Source organism: Streptomyces sp. NPDC001663, assembly GCF_042893105.1.
Lineage (GTDB): Bacteria > Actinomycetota > Actinomycetes > Streptomycetales > Streptomycetaceae > Streptomyces.
Genome location: NZ_JBIAUR010000007.1, coordinates 266,719 through 287,584 on the forward strand (window position 1 = coordinate 266,719; position 20,866 = coordinate 287,584).

General features: G+C 71.5%; 19 protein-coding genes. 10 read left to right on the top strand and 9 right to left on the bottom strand.

Annotated elements, in window-relative coordinates:
* Window positions 1-28: 28 nt before the first annotated feature.
* Window positions 29-1,033 (bottom strand): GlxA family transcriptional regulator, encoded by a 1,005-nt coding sequence (locus ACFY1L_RS23790; protein WP_388827647.1) that lies wholly within the window; start codon window positions 1,031-1,033, stop codon window positions 29-31.
* Between the two features lie 59 nt (window positions 1,034-1,092).
* Here ACFY1L_RS23790 and ACFY1L_RS23795 point away from each other — a divergent pair, with 59 nt between their 5' ends.
* Window positions 1,093-2,412: an MFS transporter gene (locus ACFY1L_RS23795; RefSeq protein ID WP_388827650.1), complete on the top strand. Its 1,320-nt coding sequence runs from the start codon at window positions 1,093-1,095 to the stop codon at window positions 2,410-2,412.
* Between the two features lie 13 nt (window positions 2,413-2,425).
* Here the strand turns inward: ACFY1L_RS23795 and ACFY1L_RS23800 are convergent, their stop codons facing one another.
* Genes ACFY1L_RS23800 through ACFY1L_RS23810 form a run of 3 tightly spaced genes read right to left on the bottom strand, consistent with a single transcriptional unit; the run spans window position 2,426 to window position 6,086 of the window.
* Window positions 2,426-3,037, bottom strand: a complete 612-nt coding sequence (locus ACFY1L_RS23800) for a flavin reductase family protein (RefSeq protein ID WP_388827652.1) — start codon at window positions 3,035-3,037, stop codon at window positions 2,426-2,428.
* A gap of 41 nt (window positions 3,038-3,078) precedes the next feature.
* A complete protein-coding gene (locus tag ACFY1L_RS23805) occupies window positions 3,079-3,864 on the bottom strand; it encodes an enoyl-CoA hydratase/isomerase family protein (protein WP_388827654.1) in 786 nt (261 codons plus the stop codon).
* A complete protein-coding gene (locus tag ACFY1L_RS23810) occupies window positions 3,861-6,086 on the bottom strand; it encodes an acetate--CoA ligase family protein (RefSeq protein WP_388827657.1) in 2,226 nt (741 codons plus the stop codon). The genes ACFY1L_RS23805 and ACFY1L_RS23810 overlap by 4 nt, the downstream gene beginning before the upstream one ends.
* A 188-nt stretch (window positions 6,087-6,274) precedes the next feature.
* Here ACFY1L_RS23810 and ACFY1L_RS23815 point away from each other — a divergent pair, with 188 nt between their 5' ends.
* Window positions 6,275-8,101: a hypothetical protein gene (locus ACFY1L_RS23815; protein ID WP_388827660.1), complete on the top strand. Its 1,827-nt coding sequence runs from the start codon at window positions 6,275-6,277 to the stop codon at window positions 8,099-8,101.
* A 77-nt stretch (window positions 8,102-8,178) separates the two neighbouring features.
* Here ACFY1L_RS23815 and ACFY1L_RS23820 read toward each other — a convergent pair whose 3' ends face one another.
* The 3 genes from ACFY1L_RS23820 to ACFY1L_RS23830 all read right to left on the bottom strand — a co-directional run bounded on the left by ACFY1L_RS23820 (window position 8,179) and on the right by ACFY1L_RS23830 (window position 12,766).
* Complete coding sequence (locus tag ACFY1L_RS23820; RefSeq protein WP_388827663.1) at window positions 8,179-9,684, bottom strand: flavin monoamine oxidase family protein; 1,506 nt, start codon at window positions 9,682-9,684, stop codon at window positions 8,179-8,181.
* Between the two features lie 153 nt (window positions 9,685-9,837).
* Window positions 9,838-11,025: a flavin-containing monooxygenase gene (locus tag ACFY1L_RS23825; protein WP_388827666.1), complete on the bottom strand. Its 1,188-nt coding sequence runs from the start codon at window positions 11,023-11,025 to the stop codon at window positions 9,838-9,840.
* 157 nt (window positions 11,026-11,182) lie between these two features.
* Window positions 11,183-12,766 (bottom strand): subtype B tannase, encoded by a 1,584-nt coding sequence (locus tag ACFY1L_RS23830; protein WP_388828396.1) that lies wholly within the window; start codon window positions 12,764-12,766, stop codon window positions 11,183-11,185.
* Between the two features lie 195 nt (window positions 12,767-12,961).
* Here ACFY1L_RS23830 and ACFY1L_RS23835 point away from each other — a divergent pair, with 195 nt between their 5' ends.
* From ACFY1L_RS23835 to ACFY1L_RS23855, 5 genes are read left to right on the top strand one after another with little or no spacing between them, the layout of a single operon-like run.
* Window positions 12,962-13,414, top strand: a complete 453-nt coding sequence (locus ACFY1L_RS23835) for a DoxX family protein (RefSeq protein WP_388827669.1) — start codon at window positions 12,962-12,964, stop codon at window positions 13,412-13,414.
* Window positions 13,411-13,803, top strand: coding sequence for a Zn-ribbon domain-containing OB-fold protein (locus ACFY1L_RS23840; RefSeq protein ID WP_388827672.1), 393 nt, complete (start codon window positions 13,411-13,413; stop codon window positions 13,801-13,803). The genes ACFY1L_RS23835 and ACFY1L_RS23840 overlap by 4 nt, the downstream gene beginning before the upstream one ends.
* A 23-nt stretch (window positions 13,804-13,826) precedes the next feature.
* Window positions 13,827-14,429 (top strand): GNAT family N-acetyltransferase, encoded by a 603-nt coding sequence (locus tag ACFY1L_RS23845; RefSeq protein ID WP_388827674.1) that lies wholly within the window; start codon window positions 13,827-13,829, stop codon window positions 14,427-14,429.
* A gap of 40 nt (window positions 14,430-14,469) precedes the next feature.
* Window positions 14,470-15,342, top strand: coding sequence for a GNAT family N-acetyltransferase (locus tag ACFY1L_RS23850; RefSeq protein ID WP_388827677.1), 873 nt, complete (start codon window positions 14,470-14,472; stop codon window positions 15,340-15,342).
* Between the two features lie 56 nt (window positions 15,343-15,398).
* Window positions 15,399-15,848 (top strand): hypothetical protein, encoded by a 450-nt coding sequence (locus tag ACFY1L_RS23855; RefSeq protein ID WP_388827681.1) that lies wholly within the window; start codon window positions 15,399-15,401, stop codon window positions 15,846-15,848.
* An 18-nt stretch (window positions 15,849-15,866) separates the two neighbouring features.
* Here ACFY1L_RS23855 and ACFY1L_RS23860 read toward each other — a convergent pair whose 3' ends face one another.
* On the bottom strand, window positions 15,867-16,532 hold the full coding sequence (locus tag ACFY1L_RS23860; protein WP_388827684.1) for a pyridoxal 5'-phosphate synthase: 666 nt from the start codon (window positions 16,530-16,532) through the stop codon (window positions 15,867-15,869).
* Window positions 16,533-16,623: 91 nt separating this feature from the next.
* Here ACFY1L_RS23860 and ACFY1L_RS23865 point away from each other — a divergent pair, with 91 nt between their 5' ends.
* On the top strand, window positions 16,624-17,937 hold the full coding sequence (locus tag ACFY1L_RS23865) for a hypothetical protein (RefSeq protein ID WP_388827687.1): 1,314 nt from the start codon (window positions 16,624-16,626) through the stop codon (window positions 17,935-17,937).
* A 7-nt stretch (window positions 17,938-17,944) separates the two neighbouring features.
* Here the strand turns inward: ACFY1L_RS23865 and ACFY1L_RS23870 are convergent, their stop codons facing one another.
* Window positions 17,945-19,117, bottom strand: coding sequence for an acetyl-CoA acetyltransferase (locus ACFY1L_RS23870; RefSeq protein ID WP_388828399.1), 1,173 nt, complete (start codon window positions 19,115-19,117; stop codon window positions 17,945-17,947).
* A 93-nt stretch (window positions 19,118-19,210) separates the two neighbouring features.
* Between ACFY1L_RS23870 and ACFY1L_RS23875 the strand changes: the two genes are divergently transcribed.
* Window positions 19,211-20,398, top strand: a complete 1,188-nt coding sequence (locus ACFY1L_RS23875) for an acyl-CoA dehydrogenase family protein (protein ID WP_388827690.1) — start codon at window positions 19,211-19,213, stop codon at window positions 20,396-20,398.
* Entirely contained in the window at window positions 20,395-20,865 is a 471-nt protein-coding gene (locus ACFY1L_RS23880; RefSeq protein ID WP_388827693.1) for a nitroreductase/quinone reductase family protein, read from the top strand. The genes ACFY1L_RS23875 and ACFY1L_RS23880 overlap by 4 nt, the downstream gene beginning before the upstream one ends.
* Window position 20,866: the final 1 nt, after the last annotated feature.

Consider the following 20,866-nt stretch of genomic DNA (forward strand, 5'->3'; position numbering starts at 1 on the left):
CGCCTTCCAAGGGCCACGTACCGGCGGCTCAGGCTTTCACGCCGGTCCGGAACGTCCGCCGGTACGCCGTCGGCGTGACCCCGAGCGCCGTCTGCAGGTGTTGCCGCATCGACTGCGCCGTACCGAACCCCGCGTCCTGCGCCACCTGGTCGACCGACAGGTCCGTCGACTCCAGCAGATGCCGGGCCCGTTCCACTCGCTGCTGGGTGAGCCACTGGCCGGGGCTGACGCCGACCTCCTCGCGGAAGCGGCGGGTGAAGGTGCGTACGGACATGGACTCCTGGGCGGCCATGTCCCGCAGCTGGATCGGCTCGTGCAGACGGCCCAGGGTCCAGGCGCGGGCTCCTCGCGTGGTAGCCAGCTGGGCCTCGGGGACCGGGCGTTGGATGTACTGCGCCTGGCCGCCGTCGCGGTGCGGCGGTACGACCGTGAGGCGGGCGATGTCGTTGGCGACGGCGGTGCCGTGGTCGCGGCGCACCATGTGCAGGCACAGGTCGATACCGGCCGCGACGCCGGCCGAGGTCAGGAGGTCGCCGTCGTCGATGAACAGGACGTTCGGGTCGACGTCGATCTGCGGGAAGAGCGCCTGGAACTGCTCGGCGTCGGCCCAGTGCGTGGTCGCCGGGCGGCCGTCCAGGTAGCCGGCGGCGGCGAGGACGTACACGCCCGTGCAGATGGAGGTGAGCCGGGTGCCGGGGCGGATGTGCGCGAGGGCGGCGGCGAGCTCGTCGGTCAGGACGCCCTCCTCGAAGAGCGGGCCGGACTCGTACAGCGCCGGGACGATGACCGTGTCCGCCGTGGCCAGGGCCTCCGGGCCGTGCTCGACGGTGATCGCGAAGTCGGCATCCGTCTGCACCGGGCCGGGTGGCCTGATCGAGCAGGTGACCACCTCGTACAGATGCCGGCCCGCGGCGTCCCTGGGGCGGCCGAAGATGCGGTGCGGGATGCCCAGCTCGAAGGGGAGCAGGCCGTCGAGGGCGAGGACGACGACGCGGTGCGGGCGGAACTCCGGGCCACCTGGCTCACTGGTCATGGCCCGATCCTAACGAATGCTGTCCTTCGGGCCACTCGTTCGCGGAATTCGCTCATCGGATGCTCTATGTCGTGACCCAGACAACCGAGGCCGCAGCCACCGCACAGGAAACCCAGCCGGGCAAGAGACACCGCATCCACCGTGCGTGGTTCGTCGCCGCCGTCACCTTCGTGACGATCATCGGTGCCGCCGCCTTCCGTTCCCTGCCCGGACTGCTCATCGACCCGCTGCACGAGGACTTCGGCTGGTCACGCGGCACGATCGGCGCCGCGGTCTCCATCAACCTCGCGCTCTACGGCCTCACCGCCCCCTTCGCGGCGGCGCTGATGGACCGCTTCGGCATCCGGCGGGTGGTGGCGGTCGCGCTGACCGTGATCGCGCTCGGCTCCGGCATCACGGTGTGGATGACGGCGGCCTGGCAGCTGCTGCTGTGCTGGGGCCTGCTGGTCGGCCTGGGCTCGGGCTCGATGGCGCTGGCCTTCGCGGCGACGGTCACCAACCGGTGGTTCACCGAGCGCCGCGGCCTGGTGACGGGCATCCTCACCGCCGCCTCCGCCTCGGGCCAGCTGATCTTCCTCCCGCTCCTGTCCTGGATCGTCGAGAAGCACAGCTGGCGCCCGGCGGCCGTCACGGTGGCCCTCGCCGCCCTCGCGGTCGTCCCCTTCGTATGGCTGCTGCTGCGCGACCATCCGGCGGACGTGGGCCTGAAGCCGTACGGCGCGAAGGAGTTCGTACCGAAGCCGGAGCCCGCGACCGGCGCCGCCCGCCGCACGCTCAAGGTCCTGGCGTCGGCGTCCCGCACCGGCACCTTCTGGTTGCTGGCCGGCACCTTCGCGATCTGCGGTGCCTCCACCAACGGCCTGATCCAGACGCACTTCGTGCCCGCCGCCCACGACCACGGCATGCCCATCCAGGCGGCGGCCTCGCTGCTCGCGGTCATCGGCGTCTTCGACGTGGTCGGCACGATCGCCTCCGGCTGGTTCACCGACCGCTTCGAACCGCGCCGCCTGCTCGCCGTCTACTACGCCCTGCGCGGCATCTCGCTCCTGTTCCTGCCGATGCTGCTGGCCCCGTCGGTGCACCCGCCGATGCTGTTCTTCATCGTCTTCTACGGCCTCGACTGGGTCGCCACCGTCCCGCCCACCGTCGCCCTGTGCCGGGAGCAGTACGGCGACGACAGCGCGATCGTCTTCGGCTGGGTCCTCGCCTCCCACCAGGTCGGCGCGGCACTGGTGGCCTTCCTCGGCGGTGTCGCCCGGGACGTCTTCGGCTCGTACGACATGGTCTGGTACGCGTCGGGCGCGCTGTGCGCGGCGGCGGCGCTGATGGCGCTGGTGATCCGGCGGAAGCCGGCGGCTCCCGCCTTGGCCGTGTCCTGAACCCCGTCGGGCGTCAGCCTCCGCCGAGTTGCGCGAACCGCCCCCGATGGAAGACCAGCGGCCCGTCGGGGGCATCGCCCGCCCCCAGGGCGTCCACCCGGCCGACCACGATGAGGTGGTCGCCGCCGGTGTGGACGGCGTGGATCGTGCAGTCGATCCAGGCCGCCGCGCCCGCCAGCCGCGGGGAGCCGGAGACCGGCGCCGTGTCGTACGCGACCCCCGCGAACTTGTCCGCGCCGCTCACCGCGAAGCCCCGGCACAACTCGCCCTGCCCGGCGCCCAGGACGTTGACGCAGAAGACGCCGGCGCGGGCGATGCGCGGCCACGTCGTCGACGTACGGCCGACCATGAAGGCGACCAGGGGCGGGTCGAGGGAGAGGGACGAGAAGGACTGGCAGGCGAAGCCGGCGGGGGTCGGGGAGTCGTCGGTGGGGGGTGCGGTGATGACGGTGACGCCCGTCGCGAAGTTGCCCAGCACCCGCCGGAACTCGCCCTGGTCGACGGGAGCGCGCTCGTCCTCGCCGACGCACCGCAACTCCGGCCGCGGCAGCGCCTCTACGGGGCCCGGGGTCCCGGCCGACCTGAGGTAGCGGACGGCGGCGGCGGCCGCCCCTGCGTGTCCCATCACGTTCTCCATTGAAGCTGACGGTATGTCAGATTGGAAGGTCAGCGGCCCTTGTATTCGGGGCTTCTGCGCTCGACGAAGCTCCGTACGCCCTCCTGCGCGTCCTCGGTCGTCATGTTGATCTCCTGCGCGGCGGCTTCGGCGGCGAAGGCCGTCGCGCGGTCCGAGTCGAGGGAGGCGTTGACGAGTTGCTTGGTGAGGGCGAGGGCGCGGGTGGGCCCGGCGGCCAGGCGCTGCGCCCACTCGCGGGCCGTCTTGTCCAACTCGGCGTCCGGGGCGACCCGGTTGACCAGGCCGAGGCGTTCGGCGTCGGAGGCGGACAGTGCGTCGCCGAAGAACATGAGCTCCTTCGCGCGCTGTGGGCCCACCAGGCGGGGGAGCAGATACGCCCCACCGCCGTCCGGGACCAGCCCTCGTCGCACGAACACCTCGATGAACTTCGCGGACTCCGCGGCCAGTACGAGATCGCAGGCCAGGGCGAGATGCGCGCCGAGGCCCGCCGCCGTGCCGTTCACCGCAGCGATCACCGGCTTCTCGCAGTCCAGGACGGCCGCGGTCAGACGCTGCGCGCCGAGCCGGAGCATGCGGGCCACATCACCGGCGGCCCGCTCACCGCCGCCCGAGCCGCCCCGCAGGTCGGCTCCCGCGCAGAAACCGCGCCCCGTTCCGGTGAGGACGACGGCCCGCACGCCCGGGTCCGCGGATGCCTCGGCGAGCAACCGGATGACGTACTCCCGCTGCTCGGGCGTGATCGCGTTGAGCGCTTCCGGCCGGTTGAGGGTGATGTACGAGACCTGGCCGTCGGCCGTGTGCAGCACCTCGGTCATCGGCAGACCGCCAACGCGTCCAGCGCCACCGCTCCCTGCCCCCTGGGCAGCACCATCAGCGGGTTGATGTCGAGCTCCGCGAGGTCGTCCCCGAGCTCCAGTGCCATCCGCTGCACCCGCAGGACGACCTCGACGAGCGCGTCGAGGTCGGCCGGGGGGCGCCCCCGGACCCCGTCGAGCAGGGCCCGTCCGCGCAGGTCCAGGAGCATGTCCCGCGCCTGGTCCTCGCCGAAGGGCGGCACGCGTACGGCGACGTCGTGCAGGACCTCGACCAGCACCCCGCCGAGCCCGACGGTCACGGTCGGCCCGAAGAGCTCGTCGTGGGTGACGCCCACCACCATCTCGACGCCCCGCTCGACCATCTGGCAGACGAGGACGCCGTCCAGAGTGACCCCTTCGTAGCGGGCGATGTCCGTCAACTCCCGGTAGGCATCCCGGACTTGACTGGCGGACGTCAGGCCGATCTTCACCAGCCCCAGCTCGGTCTTGTGGGCGATCTGTGCGCCGGACGCCTTCATCACGACCGGGTAGCCGACCAGACCCGCCGCGCGTACGGCGGCCGCCGCGCTGGTCACCAGCTGCTCGCGCGGCACGCGGATGCCGTACGCCCGCAGCAGCTGCTTCGCCGCGTGTTCGCTGAGCTGTTGGCCCGGGCGCATCAGTGCCTGGGCCTTGCGGAAGGAGGGCGAGGTGGTGCGCGGGGCCTCGTCGAAGGGGGAGCGGTAGTGGGCGACGAAGCGGTGGTGGTCGAGGTAGGCGCGGACGGCGGTGATGCAGTTCGCGACGGTGCGGAAGGTGGCGACGCGGGAGGAGCCGAGGAGGACCTCGCGGTAGGCGGGCTCGGTGCCGACGGGGGAGCCCCAGACCACGCAGACCAGCTTGTCCGTCCGCTCGGCCGCGTCCACCAGGTCCTGGACGAGCTTGTCGCTGAGGGGCGGGAAGGGGCCGGTGATCGGGCAGATCAGCACGCCCACCGCCGGGTCGTCGAGGATGGCGTCGATGATCTTCCGGCCGCGGTGGTCGCCGACCGGGTGCCCGCCGTTGTCGACGGGGTTGGCCACGCTCAGGTACTCCGGTATCCACTGGTGCAGCTCGGCCTGTTTGGTCTCCGAGAGGACCGGGAGGGTGAGCCCCGCCTCCGTCGCCAGGTCGGCGAAGTGGGCGCCCGTGCCGCCCGAGATCGAGTAGACGACCACGCCGTCGGCGCGCGGCGGCCGGGCGCGGGCCAACAGGGCTGCGGTGTCCTGGAGTTCGTCGAGCCCGTCCACCCGGATCACGCCGAACTGCCGCATCGCCGCGTCCACCACCGTGTCCGCGCCGGTCAGTTTGCCGGTGTGCGAGGCGGCCGTACGGGCGCCGGTCTCGGTGCGGCCGACCTTCACGGCGACGACCGGGACCTTGCGGCGGGCGGCCCGGTCGGCGGCGAGCAGGAAGGAGCGGCCGTCCTTGAGCCCCTCGACGTAGCAGGCGATGGCGCCGACCTCGGGCTGCTCGGCGAAGTAGGAGAGGAAGTCGGCGGTCTCCAGGTCGGCCTCGTTGCCGGTGGGTGCCCAGTGCGAGAGGCGGATGCCGAGTTCCTGGAGGGAGAAGACGGGGCGGCCCTGGTGGCCGGACTGGGTGATGAGGGCGATGGCCGGTCCGTCGAGGTCGTCCCGGAAGCGCTCGAAGGCGTTGAGGTTGGTGTTGGGGCCGAGCAGGCGCATCCCGGAGCGGGCGACGGCGGCGGCGAGGCGCTCCTGCGCGGCCGCGCCCTCCTGACCCGTCTCGGCGAACCCGGAGGCGAAGACGACCGCGAACTTCACCTTGGCCTCGGCCAGTTCCTCGATCAGGGGGAGTGGGTCGGCCAGCAGGAGTACGGCCAGATCGACCTGCTCGGGCAGGTCGGCGACGGAGGGGGCGCAGGGTATGCCGAAGACGGACGGGCGGGTGGGGTGCACGGGGTGCAGACGTGCCCCCACGCGCTCGGCCCAGGCCACCAGTTGGCGGGTGATACCGGTGTTGGGCCGCCCCTCGGCGTCCGAGGCGCCGACCACGGCGACGGACTCGGGGCGGAAGAACCGGTCCAGATCGGGTACGTCGGCGTAGAGCGGCCGACCGCTGACGTCGAGGTCGTCGACCTCGGCCGGCCTGCCGTGTACGGCGGGGCCGGGCTGCTCGCCGCAGGCGATGACCCTGGCCCGGCGGGAGTCGGTGGTGAGGGTGCCGTGGGTTGATCCAAGCATCGTCCGCCCGCTCCTGTGAGACAGCCAATAACTGACGCACTGTCAGATTACTGAACTGACGCGGTGTCAGGAACTGGTCGGAACTTAAATCACTTGCCTCACTGGACTTGAATGTATAGATCAGTCACTCTGGTCACTGTTTTTGCAAGCTCCAGGGGGGAGCTTGACCCGGGTGGGGGGATCAATAAATGAATCAGGGTTCTGCCGTGCTGCGCCGGAACAGACGGCGGCAGGCCGCCGCCGTCGTGGCCGCCGCCACGCTGAGCGCCGGCTTCGGGCTCGCGGGCATGCCGTCCGCGGCCGCCGTCGGCAGTGCGGCCTCGGCCGACGGCGAGGCGTGCACGCCGACGGCGGGCTTCGAGAGCTGCCGGCTGTTCGTCTCGACGAAGGCCGCGCAGGAGTTCACGGTGCCGGGCGGCGTGACGAAGCTGGACGTTCGCGCGTGGGGGCAGGGCGGGGCCGGCAACTCCATGGTGACCGGCGGCGCGGGCGCCTTCGCCGCCGGCACGGTGAAGGTCACCCCGGGCGAGACGCTGACCCTCAAGGTCGGCGGCGCCTACGGCGGTGACGCGCTCGGCGGCGCGGGCGGGGGCGGTTTCGCCGAGGCCGGCGGCAACAGCACCGGTATCCGTACCAGTTCCGGAAAGGCACTGCTCATCGCCGCCGGCGGTGGCGGTGCGGGCGGCGACACGGTGACCGCGCACGCGGGCTCCGGCGGCGCCGAGAACGGGCAGGACGCCTCCGAGAAGGACCTCGGCGGCAAGGGCGCGAAGGGCGACAAGGGCGGCGCGGCGGGCACCGGTGCCGAGGCGGGCGCCGACCAGTCCGCGGGCGGCGCGGGCGGAGACGGCGTCAAGGCGAGCATCGGAGGCGGTGGCGGCGGTGCCGGTTACGCGGGCGGCGGCGGTGGCGCCGGTGCGGACAAGTCGGCCGGCCCCAGCACCGGCGTCTCCGGCAGCGGCGGAGGCGGCAGCAGCCACGTCGACGCCGACCGGGTGAGCGGCGCGCGCCTCGTGGGCAGCGACAGCTACAAGGCGCCCGAGAAGACGGACCCGTTCTGGGCCCCCGCGGGAGACCCGGTCAACTCCGGAGTGGCCGAGGGCGGCGTCAACGCGCCCGGCGGTGACGGCCGCGTCGTCATCCAGTGGGACGCCCCCGCGGTCGCCGACCTGACCCAGGTCGCCGGTTCCGACCAGACCGTCGCGCCCCTCTACGAGTTCGTACCGATGGCCGTGGCGGTCAAGGACAAGGACGGCAACCCGATCGAGGACGTCAGCGTGACGTTCACGATCGACGACCCGGACAAGCTCGGCGTCGAGTTCGAGAAGGCGTACCACCAGAAGCAGGTCGTGGTCGCCACCGACGCCAAGGGGCGCGCCGAGACGCCGTACATCTCCGGGTCCTCCAAGGAGGGCAAGTTCACCGTCCGTGCGGAGACCGAGGGCGCCTCGACCGTCTTCACCGCGCAGGTGAAGAAGACGGGATACCAGGTCGAGACCGCCGCGGGCGACGGCCAGCAGGCCGGGCAGGGCGAGTCCTTCGAGGACGCGCTGCAGGCCCTGGTGACCGCGGACGGCAAGCCCGCCGCCGTCAAGGACGTCGAGTTCAAGGTCGAGGACGGCGACGAGGACGCCCCGCGCTTCGACGGCGAGGACCAGACCGTCCACATCACGACCGACTCCGACGGCAAGGCCACCGCGCCGACGCTGATCGCGGGCCAGGGCAAGGGCACCTACACGGTCACCGCCACCTCTGCGGGCGCCACGGCCACCTTCACGGTCGAGGTCGTCGCCGCGGACGCGTCGGCCTCGCCGTCGCCGTCCCCGTCGGAGAGCTCGGACGGCACCGGCACGAGCGGGGACGACTCGGGCACCTCGACCGACGGCGGCATCCTGGCCTCCACGGGCGCGGGCGGCATGGGCATGCTGCTGGCGTTCGCGGCCGGTCTGGGGGCCGTGGGTGTGGCGGCGGTGCGGTTCGCTCCGCGGCTGCGGGCACGGTTCCAGCGCGACTGACGTACTCGGTAACTGACGTACCCGGTAAGGCAGATGACGAAGGCCCGGTTCCGCTCGGAACCGGGCCTTCGCCATGCTCACAGGGCTGCGATGACTTCCTTCGCCACCCGCTCCCCCGACCGCACCGCCCCGTCCATGAACCCGTTCCAGTACGTCGAAGTCTCCGTTCCCGCCCAGTGGATGCCGCCCGCCGGCTTGCGCAGGGCGGCTCCGTACTCGGTGAGGACGCCCGGCGGGGCGTAGGCGACCGGGCCGCCGCGGGAGAAGCCCTCGTTGTCCCAGCGCTGCAGGACGAAGGAGGTGGGCGACTTGGCCTTGTCGCCGAAGTAGTTGGCGTAGTCCTTGAGGACGGCCGCCTTCACCTCGTCGACGCTCGAGGCGTCGTACGCCCGCATCTCGTCGGCCTCGATGAAGCCCATCAGGGCACCGTAGGAGGCGTCCGGCGGGGAGTTGTCGAAGGTCGAGCGGACGACGCCGGAGTCGCTGACGACCTGGCCGTTCAGGCCGTCGGCGCGCCAGAACGGGGTGCTGTAGACGGCGATCGCCTTGCCGATCGACCCCATCGGGAGGCGCTGGCTGAGCTGGTCGCGGGAGGCCGGGAGCAGCGGGTCGAAGACGATGCGCGCGGCCAGCGGGGGCGGTACGGCGACGACGACCTTCTTCGCGGTCACCGTGATGCCGTCGGCCGTCACGACGTACTTGCTGCCCGACTGCACGACCGAGCGCACCGGCGCGCTCAGCACCACCTTGTCGCCGAGCTTGGCGGCCAGCTTGATCGGTACCTGCTGGGAGCCGCCGACGAAACGGGACTCCTGGGCGCCGTTCGCGGTGTCGGTGAGGCGTTCCAGGGTGCCGACGTTGGACTCGTTGCCCGCGGCGGCGATGTAGAAGAGGACGAAGAGCAGGGAGAGTTCACGGGGCTGCGCCGAGAAGATCGACGTACAGGCCACATCCAGCAGGAACTTGGCCGACGGGATCACCGCGTTGGCGTTCAGCCAGCTCTCGAACGTCTGCTTGTCCCACTCGGCGGCCTTCGCGGCCGTCCAGGGCGCGTCGACCGGGATCGTCTTGGCCATGTCGTCCAGCGAGGCCTGCACGATCGCGGCGTTGGCGAGACCGGCCACGTCGATCGGCGGGACCGAGCCGAGGATGCCGTCGGTGGCGTACGGGGTCTTGGTGCCGTCCTTGTAGAGCAGGTTCTTGCCGGTGTTGTACGTCGTGAAGGTGGCGACGCCGAGCGAGTCCGCGAGGGCCTTGATGCGGTCCTGGGTGGGGCCGATGAACTCGCCGCCGCCCTCGGTGACACCGCCGTTGGCCAGGGCGAGGTTGACCACCCGGCCGCCGACGCGGTCGCGGGCCTCCAGGACGGCGACGGTCTTGCCGCCGGCCACCAGGTCGCGGGCCGCGGTGAGTCCGGCGAGACCGCCACCGACGATCGCGACGTCCACGTCACGCGTGGATGCCGCGGCCGCGGTGCCGGCCGCGGTGGTGGTGAGGGTTACGGCGCCTGCGGCTGCGGCGGCACCGCCGAGCAGGGAGCGTCGGGAGAGCGTGCGGGGGTGGGGCTGTCTTTCGCGTGCCACGTGCATCCTCCGTCGGGGGAGAGAAGTCGGTGGAGCCAGAAAGGTGAGCAGGTTTCACATTCTGGCCCCGTGCGAGGGCACGCTTCAACGCTCCTGCCACATCTGACTCAGGAGTAAAAGGAGGTGTACTGCAGGGAGTTGAGGACTTCTACGTCAGCCGGGGAGCCGCGAGAGGGCGCTTCCGCCGTTCTTCTCGACGGACTTCGCGATCTTCTCGGCGTCGATTGCCATTTCGCGGAGATTTCCGCTGATTGGGTTGGTGTAGCCCTGGAAGTAGAGGCCGTGCGCGTGCTCCGAGGTGTGGACGCCGCGGACGACCGGTCTGCCCGAGGCGTCCAGTACGTTGAGATGGCCGACGAGGCCTTCGAGCCCACGGACGTACCCGGTGGCGGCGATGACGGCGTCCGTCGAGATGCGGTTGCCGTCGGCGAGGATCACCTTGCCGTCCTCGAAGCCGTCGACGGCGGCCACCACCTCGACCCGGCCCTTGCGTACGGCGTCGATGAGTCCGACGTCGAGGACCGGGATCGCCCCCTCCTTGACCCGGCTGTACAGACCGGTGTCAGGGCGCGGCAGCCCCTGGGCCGACAGGTCCGGCACGCTGAGCTTCGCCATGGGCCTGGCGAGTCGGTCGACCAGCCCGACCGGCAGCCGCCGTACCAGGACACTCGTGAACTGTGCGGGCCATCCCGCGGTGGATCTGCGCACGATGTGCGGAACTGTGCGAACCGACAGGCGGACCCGCGAGGCGCCGCCCTCCACCAGGTCCACGGCGATCTCGGCGCCGGTGTTGCCGACGCCGACGACGAGGACGTCACGGCCGGCATAGGGCGCCGGGGCGCGGTAGTCGCCGGCGTGGACGAAGTCGCCGGAGTACTTCTCGAGCCCGGCCCAGTCGGGCACGTACGGCGTGTGGTTGTACCCGGTGGCCACGACGACCGCGGCGCCGGTCAGTTCGCGGCCGCCGGTGGCGTGCAGCAGCCAGCCGGTGCCGTCGGGGGTGCGCTCGACGCGGGAGACCTCGACGCCGGTGACGATCTCCAGCTCGTGGACCTCGGCGTACTTCTCCAGGTAGCGCACCACGTCGTCCCGGGAGACCCAGCGCCCGAAGCGGCGCGGCATCGGCAGGCCGGGCAGGGCCGACAGCCGGCGGGTGGTGTGCAGGTGGAGGCGGTCGTAGTGGCCGCGCCAGGCCGCGCCGACCTGGTCGGACTTCTCCAGTACGACGGCGCGTATGCCCCGGGCGCGCAGCGCGTACGCGACGGAGAGCCCGCCCGGACCGCCGCCGATCACGTAGACGGGGCGCTCCGGGGGGCTCGCTGACGATGTGGAGTCGGCCATGTGCGCGAGCGTAATCACGCACCGGGTTGATGGGTCTCGGTCAAGAGGGGAATTGGTTTCGGATTGATCACGCGTGTAGGAGGAGTGGGTGGGGCTTGTGACGTAGGCCACCTGGTTGTGGTGATACGGCGATCAGTCCCACCCCACCCTCCCGGCCCTACTTCTTGGCCTTGTGGCCCGTCACCTTGGCGATCCACTTGATGAAGTCGCCGGGGTCGGTGTTCGCGCCGTGGCCCTGGTCCCAGTAGTAGAGGTGGTCGACCTCGTCGCCGAGGCCGGACGCGGCGGCGGCGAGGTTGGCGGAGACGACGTGCGAGGTGTCGGAGTCGTTGGTGCCGAGGCGGATCCACCAGTGCTTCGAGCGGCGGCCGTTGACCTTGTCCACCAGGTGGAACATCGGGTTCATCAGGTGCAGCTTCTCGGGTATGTCGCTCGCGACCCGCTTGCTGCTGAGCCCGGTGGTGTCGTTCTTGGCGCTGTACGCCGTGAAGTGGCGGTTCGCGGTGGTGCCCGCGCCGAACTCGTTGTTCTCGCCCGCCGACAGGTCGAAGGCGTCGAAGGCCGGGGTGGTCTTCTTGCGGGCGCCGACGTGGGTGAGGAAGTCGTCCCAGGTGAAGGTGGCCTTGCCGGCGGACCAGGTGATGAAGGTGTTCTTCGCCAGGTATGTCTCGCGCTCTGAGTCGGAGAGGTCGGTGAGGTACTTGGTCGCCGACGGCTCCAGGTACTGCCTGACCAGGTACTCGTCGTAGTTGCGGGCGGTCAGCGCCCCGAAGCGGTTCAGGCCCCGCAGCTTCAACGACGCCTGGTACTCGGCGAATTGGGCCTGCAGTTCCTTCGACACCGTCTGGTCGACGACCTTGCCGGTGGACTGTGTGACGTTGGAGCCCCAGTTCCACTCGTAGGCGCCGTCGGCGTGCTCGAGGTCGGTGATCGGGCACCAGGCGCCGACCGCGAAGATCGCGTCGGAGGCTTCGGCGGCGCCGAGTTCCTTGAGGTACTTGTCGTAGATCGGGCTGTCACCGGAGGCGCCGAGCAGGGAGGACAGCGCGCCGCCGGCACTGGTGCCCGCGGAGACGATCCGGTCGACGTTCCCGGGGATGCGCCCCTTGTTGGCCTTCACGTACCGCACCGCCGCCTTGAGGTCGACGATCGCGGCCGGGGCGGTGCCGTAGTACTCGCCGGAGGAGTTCTTGAGGGTACGGCCGCGGGCGCCGGGCTCGACGACGACGTAGCCGGCGGCCAGGGCGAGGAGCTGGTTGGAGGCCGTGGCACCGCCGGTGGCGTTGGTGTTGCCGTTCGCGTTGGAGGCCGAGGCGCTGGGCGCGGCGCTGCCGGTGGGGGCGCCGCCGGGGGCACCGCCGCCGGACATGCCACCGGCGCCCACACCGGTCGCATCCGCGACGGAGGAGGGCATGTAACCGCCGACGGAGTTCGCGAACAGGATCGGTGCGTTCGTCGGGTCGACCGTCTCGCCGTCGATCTCGACCGGGGCGCTGACGATGAGCGACTGGTACGTCTCGTCCACCGGGTTGGCGACGTAGGTGATCGCCTTCCAGAAGTGGTACGTCACGGAGTGGTCGTCGCCGTCGGTGTCGGTGACCGTGGTCGTCAGCTTGGTGTAGCCGTCCGGGTCGAAGACCAGCGAGTCGGAGTCCGTGGAGGACGACGAGTCGCTGGACGCCTGCGCGCTGAGAGCGATGCCGCCGACTGCCGCGACACCGGCGGTGGCGCCCATGCCCATCACTACGGTCCTGCGCTTGACTGCCCTGTGCTTCACGGTTCGGCTCCCTCGGGTTATGGGCTTGCGTCTGCGAAGGTAGCGATGTTGCAGACAAAATTGCCAACAATCCGCGGGATTCACGGGGGATGCACAGCTTCATGGGTGGCGCACAGCTCGGGGTTCCCGGATGCCGTCATCTGACGTACCGTCAGATTCATGGACTCGATCTGGCTCAGTGGCGCTGAGTGGCTGGCCGTGCTGCGCATAGGCCTCGGGTTGTGGTGGCTGGAGAGCTGGCGGCACAAGGACCGCAAGGCCTGGTTCGAGCGCGGCACCGGGATCACGTGGGCTGCCTCGATCGCGGCGAAGCACCGCTGGAACGCCGTGCGGTCCGGCTTCGAGGTCATGGTGGCGCCGCGGCCGCGGACGATGGCGTACGTGGTGGTGTACGCGGAGCTGGCGGTCGGCCTCGGCCTGATCGCCGGGTTCCTGACCCCGATCGCCCTGGTCGGAGGCCTGCTCCTGAACGTCCTCTACTTCACGCTCATGATCCACGAGGTGGCCGAGCAGGGCCAGAACTCGATGATGGCGCTGATGTCGGTGGTCGCGCTGTTCGGCATGTCGTGGCAGGTGTGGTCGCTGGACGCCGCGGTGGGATGGTTCGGATGACCGCGCGCCACGACGTCCCCGAGACCGACGCCTTCACCCGGACCTACTGGGACGCCGCCGCCGAGGGCCGGCTGCTGATCCGCCGCTGCGGGGCGTGCGGGCGGGCGCACCACTACCCGCGTGAGTTCTGCCCGCATTGCTGGAGCGAGGACGTGGAGTGGGAGCGGGCGAGCGGGCGGGCCGTGCTCTACACCTGGTCGGTCGTGCACCGCAACGACCTGCCGCCCTTCGGGGAGCGGACACCGTACGTCGCCGCCGTGGTCGACCTCGCGGAGGGGCCGCGGATGATGACCGAGGTCGTGGAGTGCGGGGAGGGGGAGCTGCGGGCGGGGATGGAGCTGGACGTCGTGTTCCGGGAGGGGACGCCGGTGTTCCGGCCGCGGCGGTGAGCCGTACGGGTTTGAATGGTCTGATGGCCTCTGTCGACGAGCAGCATCTCCCTTCCCCCTTCCCCGAGTTGTACGGCCACGGCGTCCGGCTGCGGCTGTGGGACGCGGACTCCGATGCGGATGTCGCGACCTGGCTGCGCGGGCTCACGGACCCGGAGTTCCGGCTCTGGAACACACCGCTCAGGCCGGTCGCGGATGTCGGGACGGCGCGGGAGTCGTTGCGGTCGAAGGTGCGGGGCGCGGTGGAGGGGACGGCGGCCTCGTACTGCGTGACCGATGCGGTGAGCGGGGTGGCGCTGGGGCACATGGGCGTCAACCTGATCAACTTCGTGCTGAGCAGTGCGCGGGTGGGGTACTGGGTGCTGCCCGAGGCGCGCGGGCGAGGGGTTGCCACCCGGGCGCTGGCGGTGGCGTCGCGGTGGGCGCTGGGGGAGTTGGGGCTGCACCGGCTCGAGCTCGACCATGCGGTGGGGCATGACGCCTCGTGCCGGATCGCGGAGCGGTGCGGGTTCCGGTACGAGGGGACGCTGCGGGGCGCGATGTTCGAGGCGGGGCGGCACGACGCGTTCCGGGACATGCATCTGCACGGGCGGTTGGGGACGGACCCGGAGCCGAAGCTCTCGTAAATCCGGCGGCGTCCGGACCGGGCGCGCGGGATCATGGAGCATGCACCCCGGAGACTGGCACCGCATCGACGACCTCGACCTCTTCCTCTCCCGCGCCGGGGCCTTCCTGCATGCTCAACCCGCCCTGCACACCGTGCCGTTGACGGTGACCGAGGCGATACGGACGCGCGGTCCGCATACGTACGGTGACTCGGCGCCCGTCTTCGGTGTGCTGGAGCGGGAGGGTGAGGTGCGCGCGGCCTACTTCCGCACCCCGCCGTTCCGTCTGTACCTCACCCGCCTCACCCCGGAGGAGGCCTACGCCCTGGCCGTCCACCTGGCCGCCGTCGACCACTCCCTGCCCGGCGTCACCGGCGAGCACGCCACGGCCGCCGCCTTCGCCGAGGCCTGGCAGCAGTACACCGGGGCGACGGCGGGACTGCACGAGCGCCAGCGGCTGTACCGGCTGGGCACGCTGACGATTCCGGGCCCCGTTCCCGAGGGGCGGCCGAGGGTCGTGGGGGAGCGGGACCGCGCCCAACTGGTCCGCTGGAAGGACGAGTTCTCGGTGGCGGTCGGCGGGACGGCGGACTCTCGTGCGGACGAGTGGGCCGACTCGCGCATCGCCTACGGCGGGATCACGTTCTGGGAGGACGCCGATGGCAGCCCGGTCTCCATGGCCGGGGCGACACCGATGGTCGCCGGTCAGGTGCGGGTCGCGCCCGTCTACACCCCGTCCCACCTGCGCGGCCGCGGATACGCCGGCGCGGTGACGGCCGAGGTCAGCAGGGCCGCGCTCGCCTCCGGCGCCGACGAGGTACTGCTGTTCACCGACCTCGCCAACCCGACCAGCAACGCGCTGTACCAGCGGATCGGGTATCGGGCGGTGGCGGATTTCGCGGTGTACGACTTTGCGGACGGCGCGGGTTCCTAGAGACCAGGGCGGGGCGGAGCCGAGTATTCCAGGGGTGGTCCGGGCAAGACGTGTGCATGACGCGACGGGCAGGTGATCCTGCGGCGCTCCAGCAGACGGCCGCGCAAGCCCGCCTGTGGGAGTACTACCTCCACGAGGACAGCATGATCATGCAGCGCGGAAATCTGTTTCTCGTGGCCCAGTCGCTCCAACTCGTCGCCTACACCGCGATCCTGTCCGTCGGGCGCACGGGAGCCATGGGAGACCGGACCACGGACAGCAGCCTCCTCACCGCCCGCGTGATAGGCGCGTTCGGCATCACGCTGGCTGTCATCTGGTTCTACGTGGGCCATCGCCAGATCCGGTACACCGGCAACCTGCGAAGTCGGCTGACGGCCCAGGTGCCGGACTACGCCGACACACTGGCGGCCGTGCGTCTGCGCGGGCCCAGGTCGGCGGTGTTCATCGCCTACGGCATCCCCCTGCTCGGGGCCGTCCTGTGGTCCCTGCTTCTTGCGGTGAGCTGACCAGCCGGCCTAGGGCGACTAGGGCCACAGCAGCTGCTTGACCCAACCCCCGTTCTCCCGCCAGTAGTTCAGCCGTACGTGCCGTCGGCGTTCGTCGCCCTGGAAGAACTCGACCTCGTCCGGCTGGAGGTGGTAGCGGGTCCAGGTGGGGACCGGGGCGTCCGGTTCGCGTTGGGCGTGTTCCCAGGCCGCCTCCGATGTGCGCGCCAACTCCTCCAGCGAGCCCAGGACTTCGCTCTGGTGGCCGGTCAGGGCGGCGGCCAGCGCGCCGGTCGAGCGGGCGTGCAGGTCGCCCTGGGAGTCGGCGGCCGGGGCCGCGGTGACCGGGCCACGGACGCGGACCTGGCGGCCCAGGACCGGCCAGTAGAAGCCGAGGGCCGCGTACGGGCGGGCCGCCAGCTGGGTGCCCTTGCGGCTGGTCGCGTGCGTCGCGAAGGACCAGCCGTCGGCGTCGGCGCCGTGCAGCATCACGATCCGTACGTCGGGCAGGCCCGCCTCGTCCGAGGTGGCCAGCGACATGGTGTGCGGCTCGGTCTGGCCGGCCGCCACCGCTTCCGCGAACCACGTGGTGAAGAGGGCGAGCGGTTCGGCGGGGGCGCTCGCCGGGTCGAAGGGCGGCAGTTCGGTGACCGCCGGGTCCCACACGCGCAGTGACCTCAGCAGGTCGTGGAGATCGGTTCCCATGCCCCGAATTGTCACTCACCGTTCGTGGCGAGGCGGGACGGGAGTAGGTTGGCGAGTCCCTGACGATCGTCGAGACGAAGGAGGCGGCAGTGTGAGGCGCCCACCCGTCCTCCTCGCCGCCCTCCTGCTGGGCGGTGGCGTCCTCACCGCCTGCACCAGCGAGGAGCCCACCTCCCTCTCCGCGCCCGAGGTGTACTACCTCCCGCCGGACGGCAAGAAGACCGCCGTCGAGAACAAGCCGGAGTTCCAGGTCCGCGTCGACGGCGATGAGCCCTACCCCCGTACCGGAACCCGGCGGGTCACCGTGGACGTGGTGGGCGGGTCGGTGGACGTCGTCTGGTTGCGCTGGAGCGGACCGGACTGCAAGGGCGGTGCCGCGCACGTCACTTGTGACATCTCGGGCATCTTCATCAATGGCGGCGGGTCGCAACGTGTCGTCCCGGTCGCCGCGAAGGGCGCCAAGGCCGGTGACTCGGCGGTCGTGCGCTTCACGTACGCCACGAAGGACGGCAAGAAGCTCACTGCCCGTACGAAGGTCGTCGTCGGTGAGCCGGTCGTGGAGGTGGCCGCGCCCAAGGTGTTCAAGGACGTCCGCCCCGGCGCCGAGGTGACCGAACCGCTCGTCGTACGGAACACCGGGACCGTGCCCGTGCGGGGGCTGGGCATCGAACTCGGCGTCGGAGCGGCCGAGTTCGTCGAGCGGTACGACAACTGCCGTTACCCCGACCCGAAGCTCTACCACGGCAACATCGCCGTCTGCCGCATCCCGGACGTGCGGATCGCGCCGGGGGAGTCCGTCGCTCTGAAGGGCGGGGTGCGGGTGCGGGCCTCAAAGACGGTGATGCACGGGGCGGTCGTGTCGCAGGTCTGGCCGCTCGACACCAAGCCGGAGTCCAAGAACGGCGACCTCGGAGACGGGCCGTCCCTGGAGGCCGAGGCCCGGCCCGCGGCGCGCGGCACCTTCGCGGCCGGTGGCAGCGAGACCCGCCTCACCCTCGACACCCGCGCCGACTACGAGGTCACCGGCATCGACCTGCACGGCGACCCCGGCGACGTCCGCAAGCTCCGCCTCACGGTCCGCAACAACGGCCCCGGCGATCCGGGCGACGTCGCGGAGCTGGTCTTCAACCAGCCCTACGACAGCGGCGTCCTGAAGCAGCCCATGACGGAGATCGACGACGGCGAGTACGGCCCCTACTGCGAGAACGGCATCCTCACCTACGTCTGCCCCATCGAGGACCTCGCACCCGGCCAGACCCGCACCTTCGAGTTCACCCTGCGCCTCGGCGAACCCGGAACGGGCAGCGTGAGCGTCCAGGACACGGAGGCGGCGACGAAGGCGGGCACGGTCCGCCGCGACCCCCGTCCCGCCAACGACGAAGCCGTGATCACGATCGGCAAGTGAGGCCGGTTCAGCCCCGGCCCAGCACCACCGTCCCCGACGAACAGAACCAGCCGCCGGTGCCGGACGCCACCCCCAGCCGCGGCAACTCACCATCCGCGGCCCGGACTTGCCGCGTCCCCGCCTCTCCCCGCAACTGCCGCACCGCCTCCACGAGCAGGAACAGCCCCCGCATCCCGGGATGCTGGGCCGACAGCCCACCCCCGTCCGTGTTCACCGGCAGCTCCCCGCCCTCCACCCGCAACCGCCCCTTCTCCACGAACGCCCCGCCCTCCCCCTTCCCGCAGAACCCCAGGTCCTCCAGGGTCACCAGCGTCATGTACGTGAACGCGTCGTAGATCTGCGCGAAGTCCATCTCCGCGGGCCCGACCCCGGCCCGCTCGAACGCCAGCCGCCCGCTCACCGCCGCCGGCGACACCGTGAAGTCCTCCCACTCCGACATCGCGGAATGCGAGACGTGCTCCCCGGTCCCGAGCACCCACACCGGAGCCGTACGGCAGTCCCGTACGTACTCCTCGGCGGCCAGCAGCACCGCCGCCCCGCCGTCGGAACGAATGCAGCAGTGCAGCTTCGTGAACGGGTCCGCGATCATCGGCCCGTCGAGCACGTCGTCCACCGTGATCGGGTCGCGGAACATGGCCTCGGGGTTGAGCGTTGCGTTCGCCCTGGCCTGCACGGCCACGGACGCCAACTGCTCGATCGTCGTGCCGTGTTCGATCATGTGGCGGCGGGCCGCCATCGCGTACTTGGCGATGAGCGTGTGGCCGTACGGCACCTCGAACTGGAGCGGGCCGCGGGAGCCGAAGGAGAGGTTGCCCGTGCGCCGGCCCGCCTTGATGTCCGCACGGGCCGTGGAGCCGTACACCAGCAGGACCGCGTTCGCATGCCCGGCGGCGATCGCGTCCGCCGCGTGCGCCGCCATCACCTCCCATGTCGAGCCGCCTACCGCCGTGGAGTCGACCCAGGTCGGGCGCAGGCCCAGGTACTCGGCCACCTCGACCGGCGGGAGCGTGCCGAGGCCGGCCGAGGCGAAGCCGTCCACCACCTCGCGGCCGAGCCCCGCGTCGGCCAGCGCGCGGCGGGCCGCCTGGGCGTGCAGTGTGTACGGCGTCGCGTGGTCCACCCGGCCGCAGTCGGAGAGGGACACACCGACCACGGCGACTTTCCGGCCCCGGGGAGCCATGGGAGTCATGAGAGGCCTCCTGCCCCTGTGCATCTCGTTCCGGCGCTCCTAATATGACGGACCGTCAGATCCGGAGGGAAGAGGGGGACAGCCATGGACGCCGGCTTCACCGCCGAGCAGGACGAGATCCGTCGCACCCTGCGCGAACTGCTCCGCAAGCACTGCGGCCCCGAGGAGCTGCGCACCGCCCTCGACGCCCCCGCCGGACACGACCCGGCCCTGTGGACCGCCCTCGCGGACCGGCTCGGCCTGCCCGGACTCGCCCTCCCGGAGGCGTACGGCGGCGTCGGCTGCTCGATCACCGAACTCGCCCTCGCCGCCGAGGAGTCGGGCAGAGTCCTCGCCCCCTCCCCGCTCCTCGCGACCTGCGTCCTCGCCGCCCCCCTGATCCTCGCCCTCGGCACCGAAGCCCAGCGCAGCGCCCTGCTCCCCCGCCTCGCCTCCGGTGCACTCACCGCCGCCCTCGCGGTCCCAGGCACCGCACTCGCCACCGCCCTCGCGCTGACCGGCGACAACGGCGGGGAGTGGGCGGGCGGCGGTCGCGCGGGTGGCGTGCAGGCCAGGCGCGTGGGGGAGGGGTGGCGGCTGTACGGGGAGGCCGGGCAGGTGCTCGACGGGCACAGTGCGGGGCTGCTGGTGGTCGCCGCGCACACCGGGGGGTTCGCGCGGTCGCGGACGCTGCTGTTCCTCGTGCCGGGGGACGCGGCGGGGGTGGTGCGGGTACGGCAGACCGCCCTTGACGCCACCCGGCCGCAAGCCCGCCTCCAACTCCGCGATGTCGGGGCCGAGTTGCTCGGTGACGATGACGGTGACGTCCTCGGTGCCCTCTGCTCCCTCGGTGACACCGCCGCCGCCGTGCTGGCCTGTGAGGCCGTCGGGGCCGCCGATCGGGTGCTGGAGCGGACCGTCGAGTACGTGAAGCAGCGGGAGCAGTTCGGGCGGGCGATCGGGTCCTTCCAGGCGGTCAAGCACCGGCTGGCCGATGTGTACGTCCAGGTGCAGGCGGCGCGTTCGGCCGCGTACTACGCGGCCTGGGCTGCGGTGAGCGGCGAGCGCGTCGGCGGGCTCGCCCTCGCGCAGGCACTGGAGGCCCTGCGCGGGGCCGCCGCCGAGGGGATCCAGCTGCACGGCGGCATCGGTTTCACCTGGGAACACGAGGCGCATCTCTACTTCAAGCGCGCCTCCGGCGACGAGCTGCTCTTCGGGCCGGTGCACCGGCTGCGGGCGCACGCCGCCGACGCGGCGCGGCTCTTCGGACCGGGCCTGGAGGTGACGGTGTGATCGGCGCACGGCTGGTGCAGAAGGTCTCGTCGACGCGGGGGTTCGTGAAGGTCGCCCCGCATGTCGTGCCCGCGCTGGACCGGGCCGTCCATCGGCTCACCCGCGGAAAGGTCCTGCTCAGCGCCCAGATGCTGCCGGGCGTGATCCTCACGTCCACCGGCGCACGGAGCGGACTGTCCCGCCGTACGCCACTCGCCTGCATGCCCGAGGACGACGGGCGCAGCTGGATCCTCATCGGCTCCAACTTCGGCCGTACGGACCACCCGGCCTGGACCCACAACCTCCTCGCCCACCCCGACGCCGAGGTCAGCTGGAAGGGTGCGGACATTCCGGTGCGGGCCCGGCTGCTGGAGGGGGAGGAGCGGGCGGCGGCCTGGAAGACGGCGCTGGCCTTCTGGCCGCCGTACGCGACGTATCAGGCTCGGGTGGAGCGGGAGATACGGCTCTTCAGGATCGTACGGAGATGAA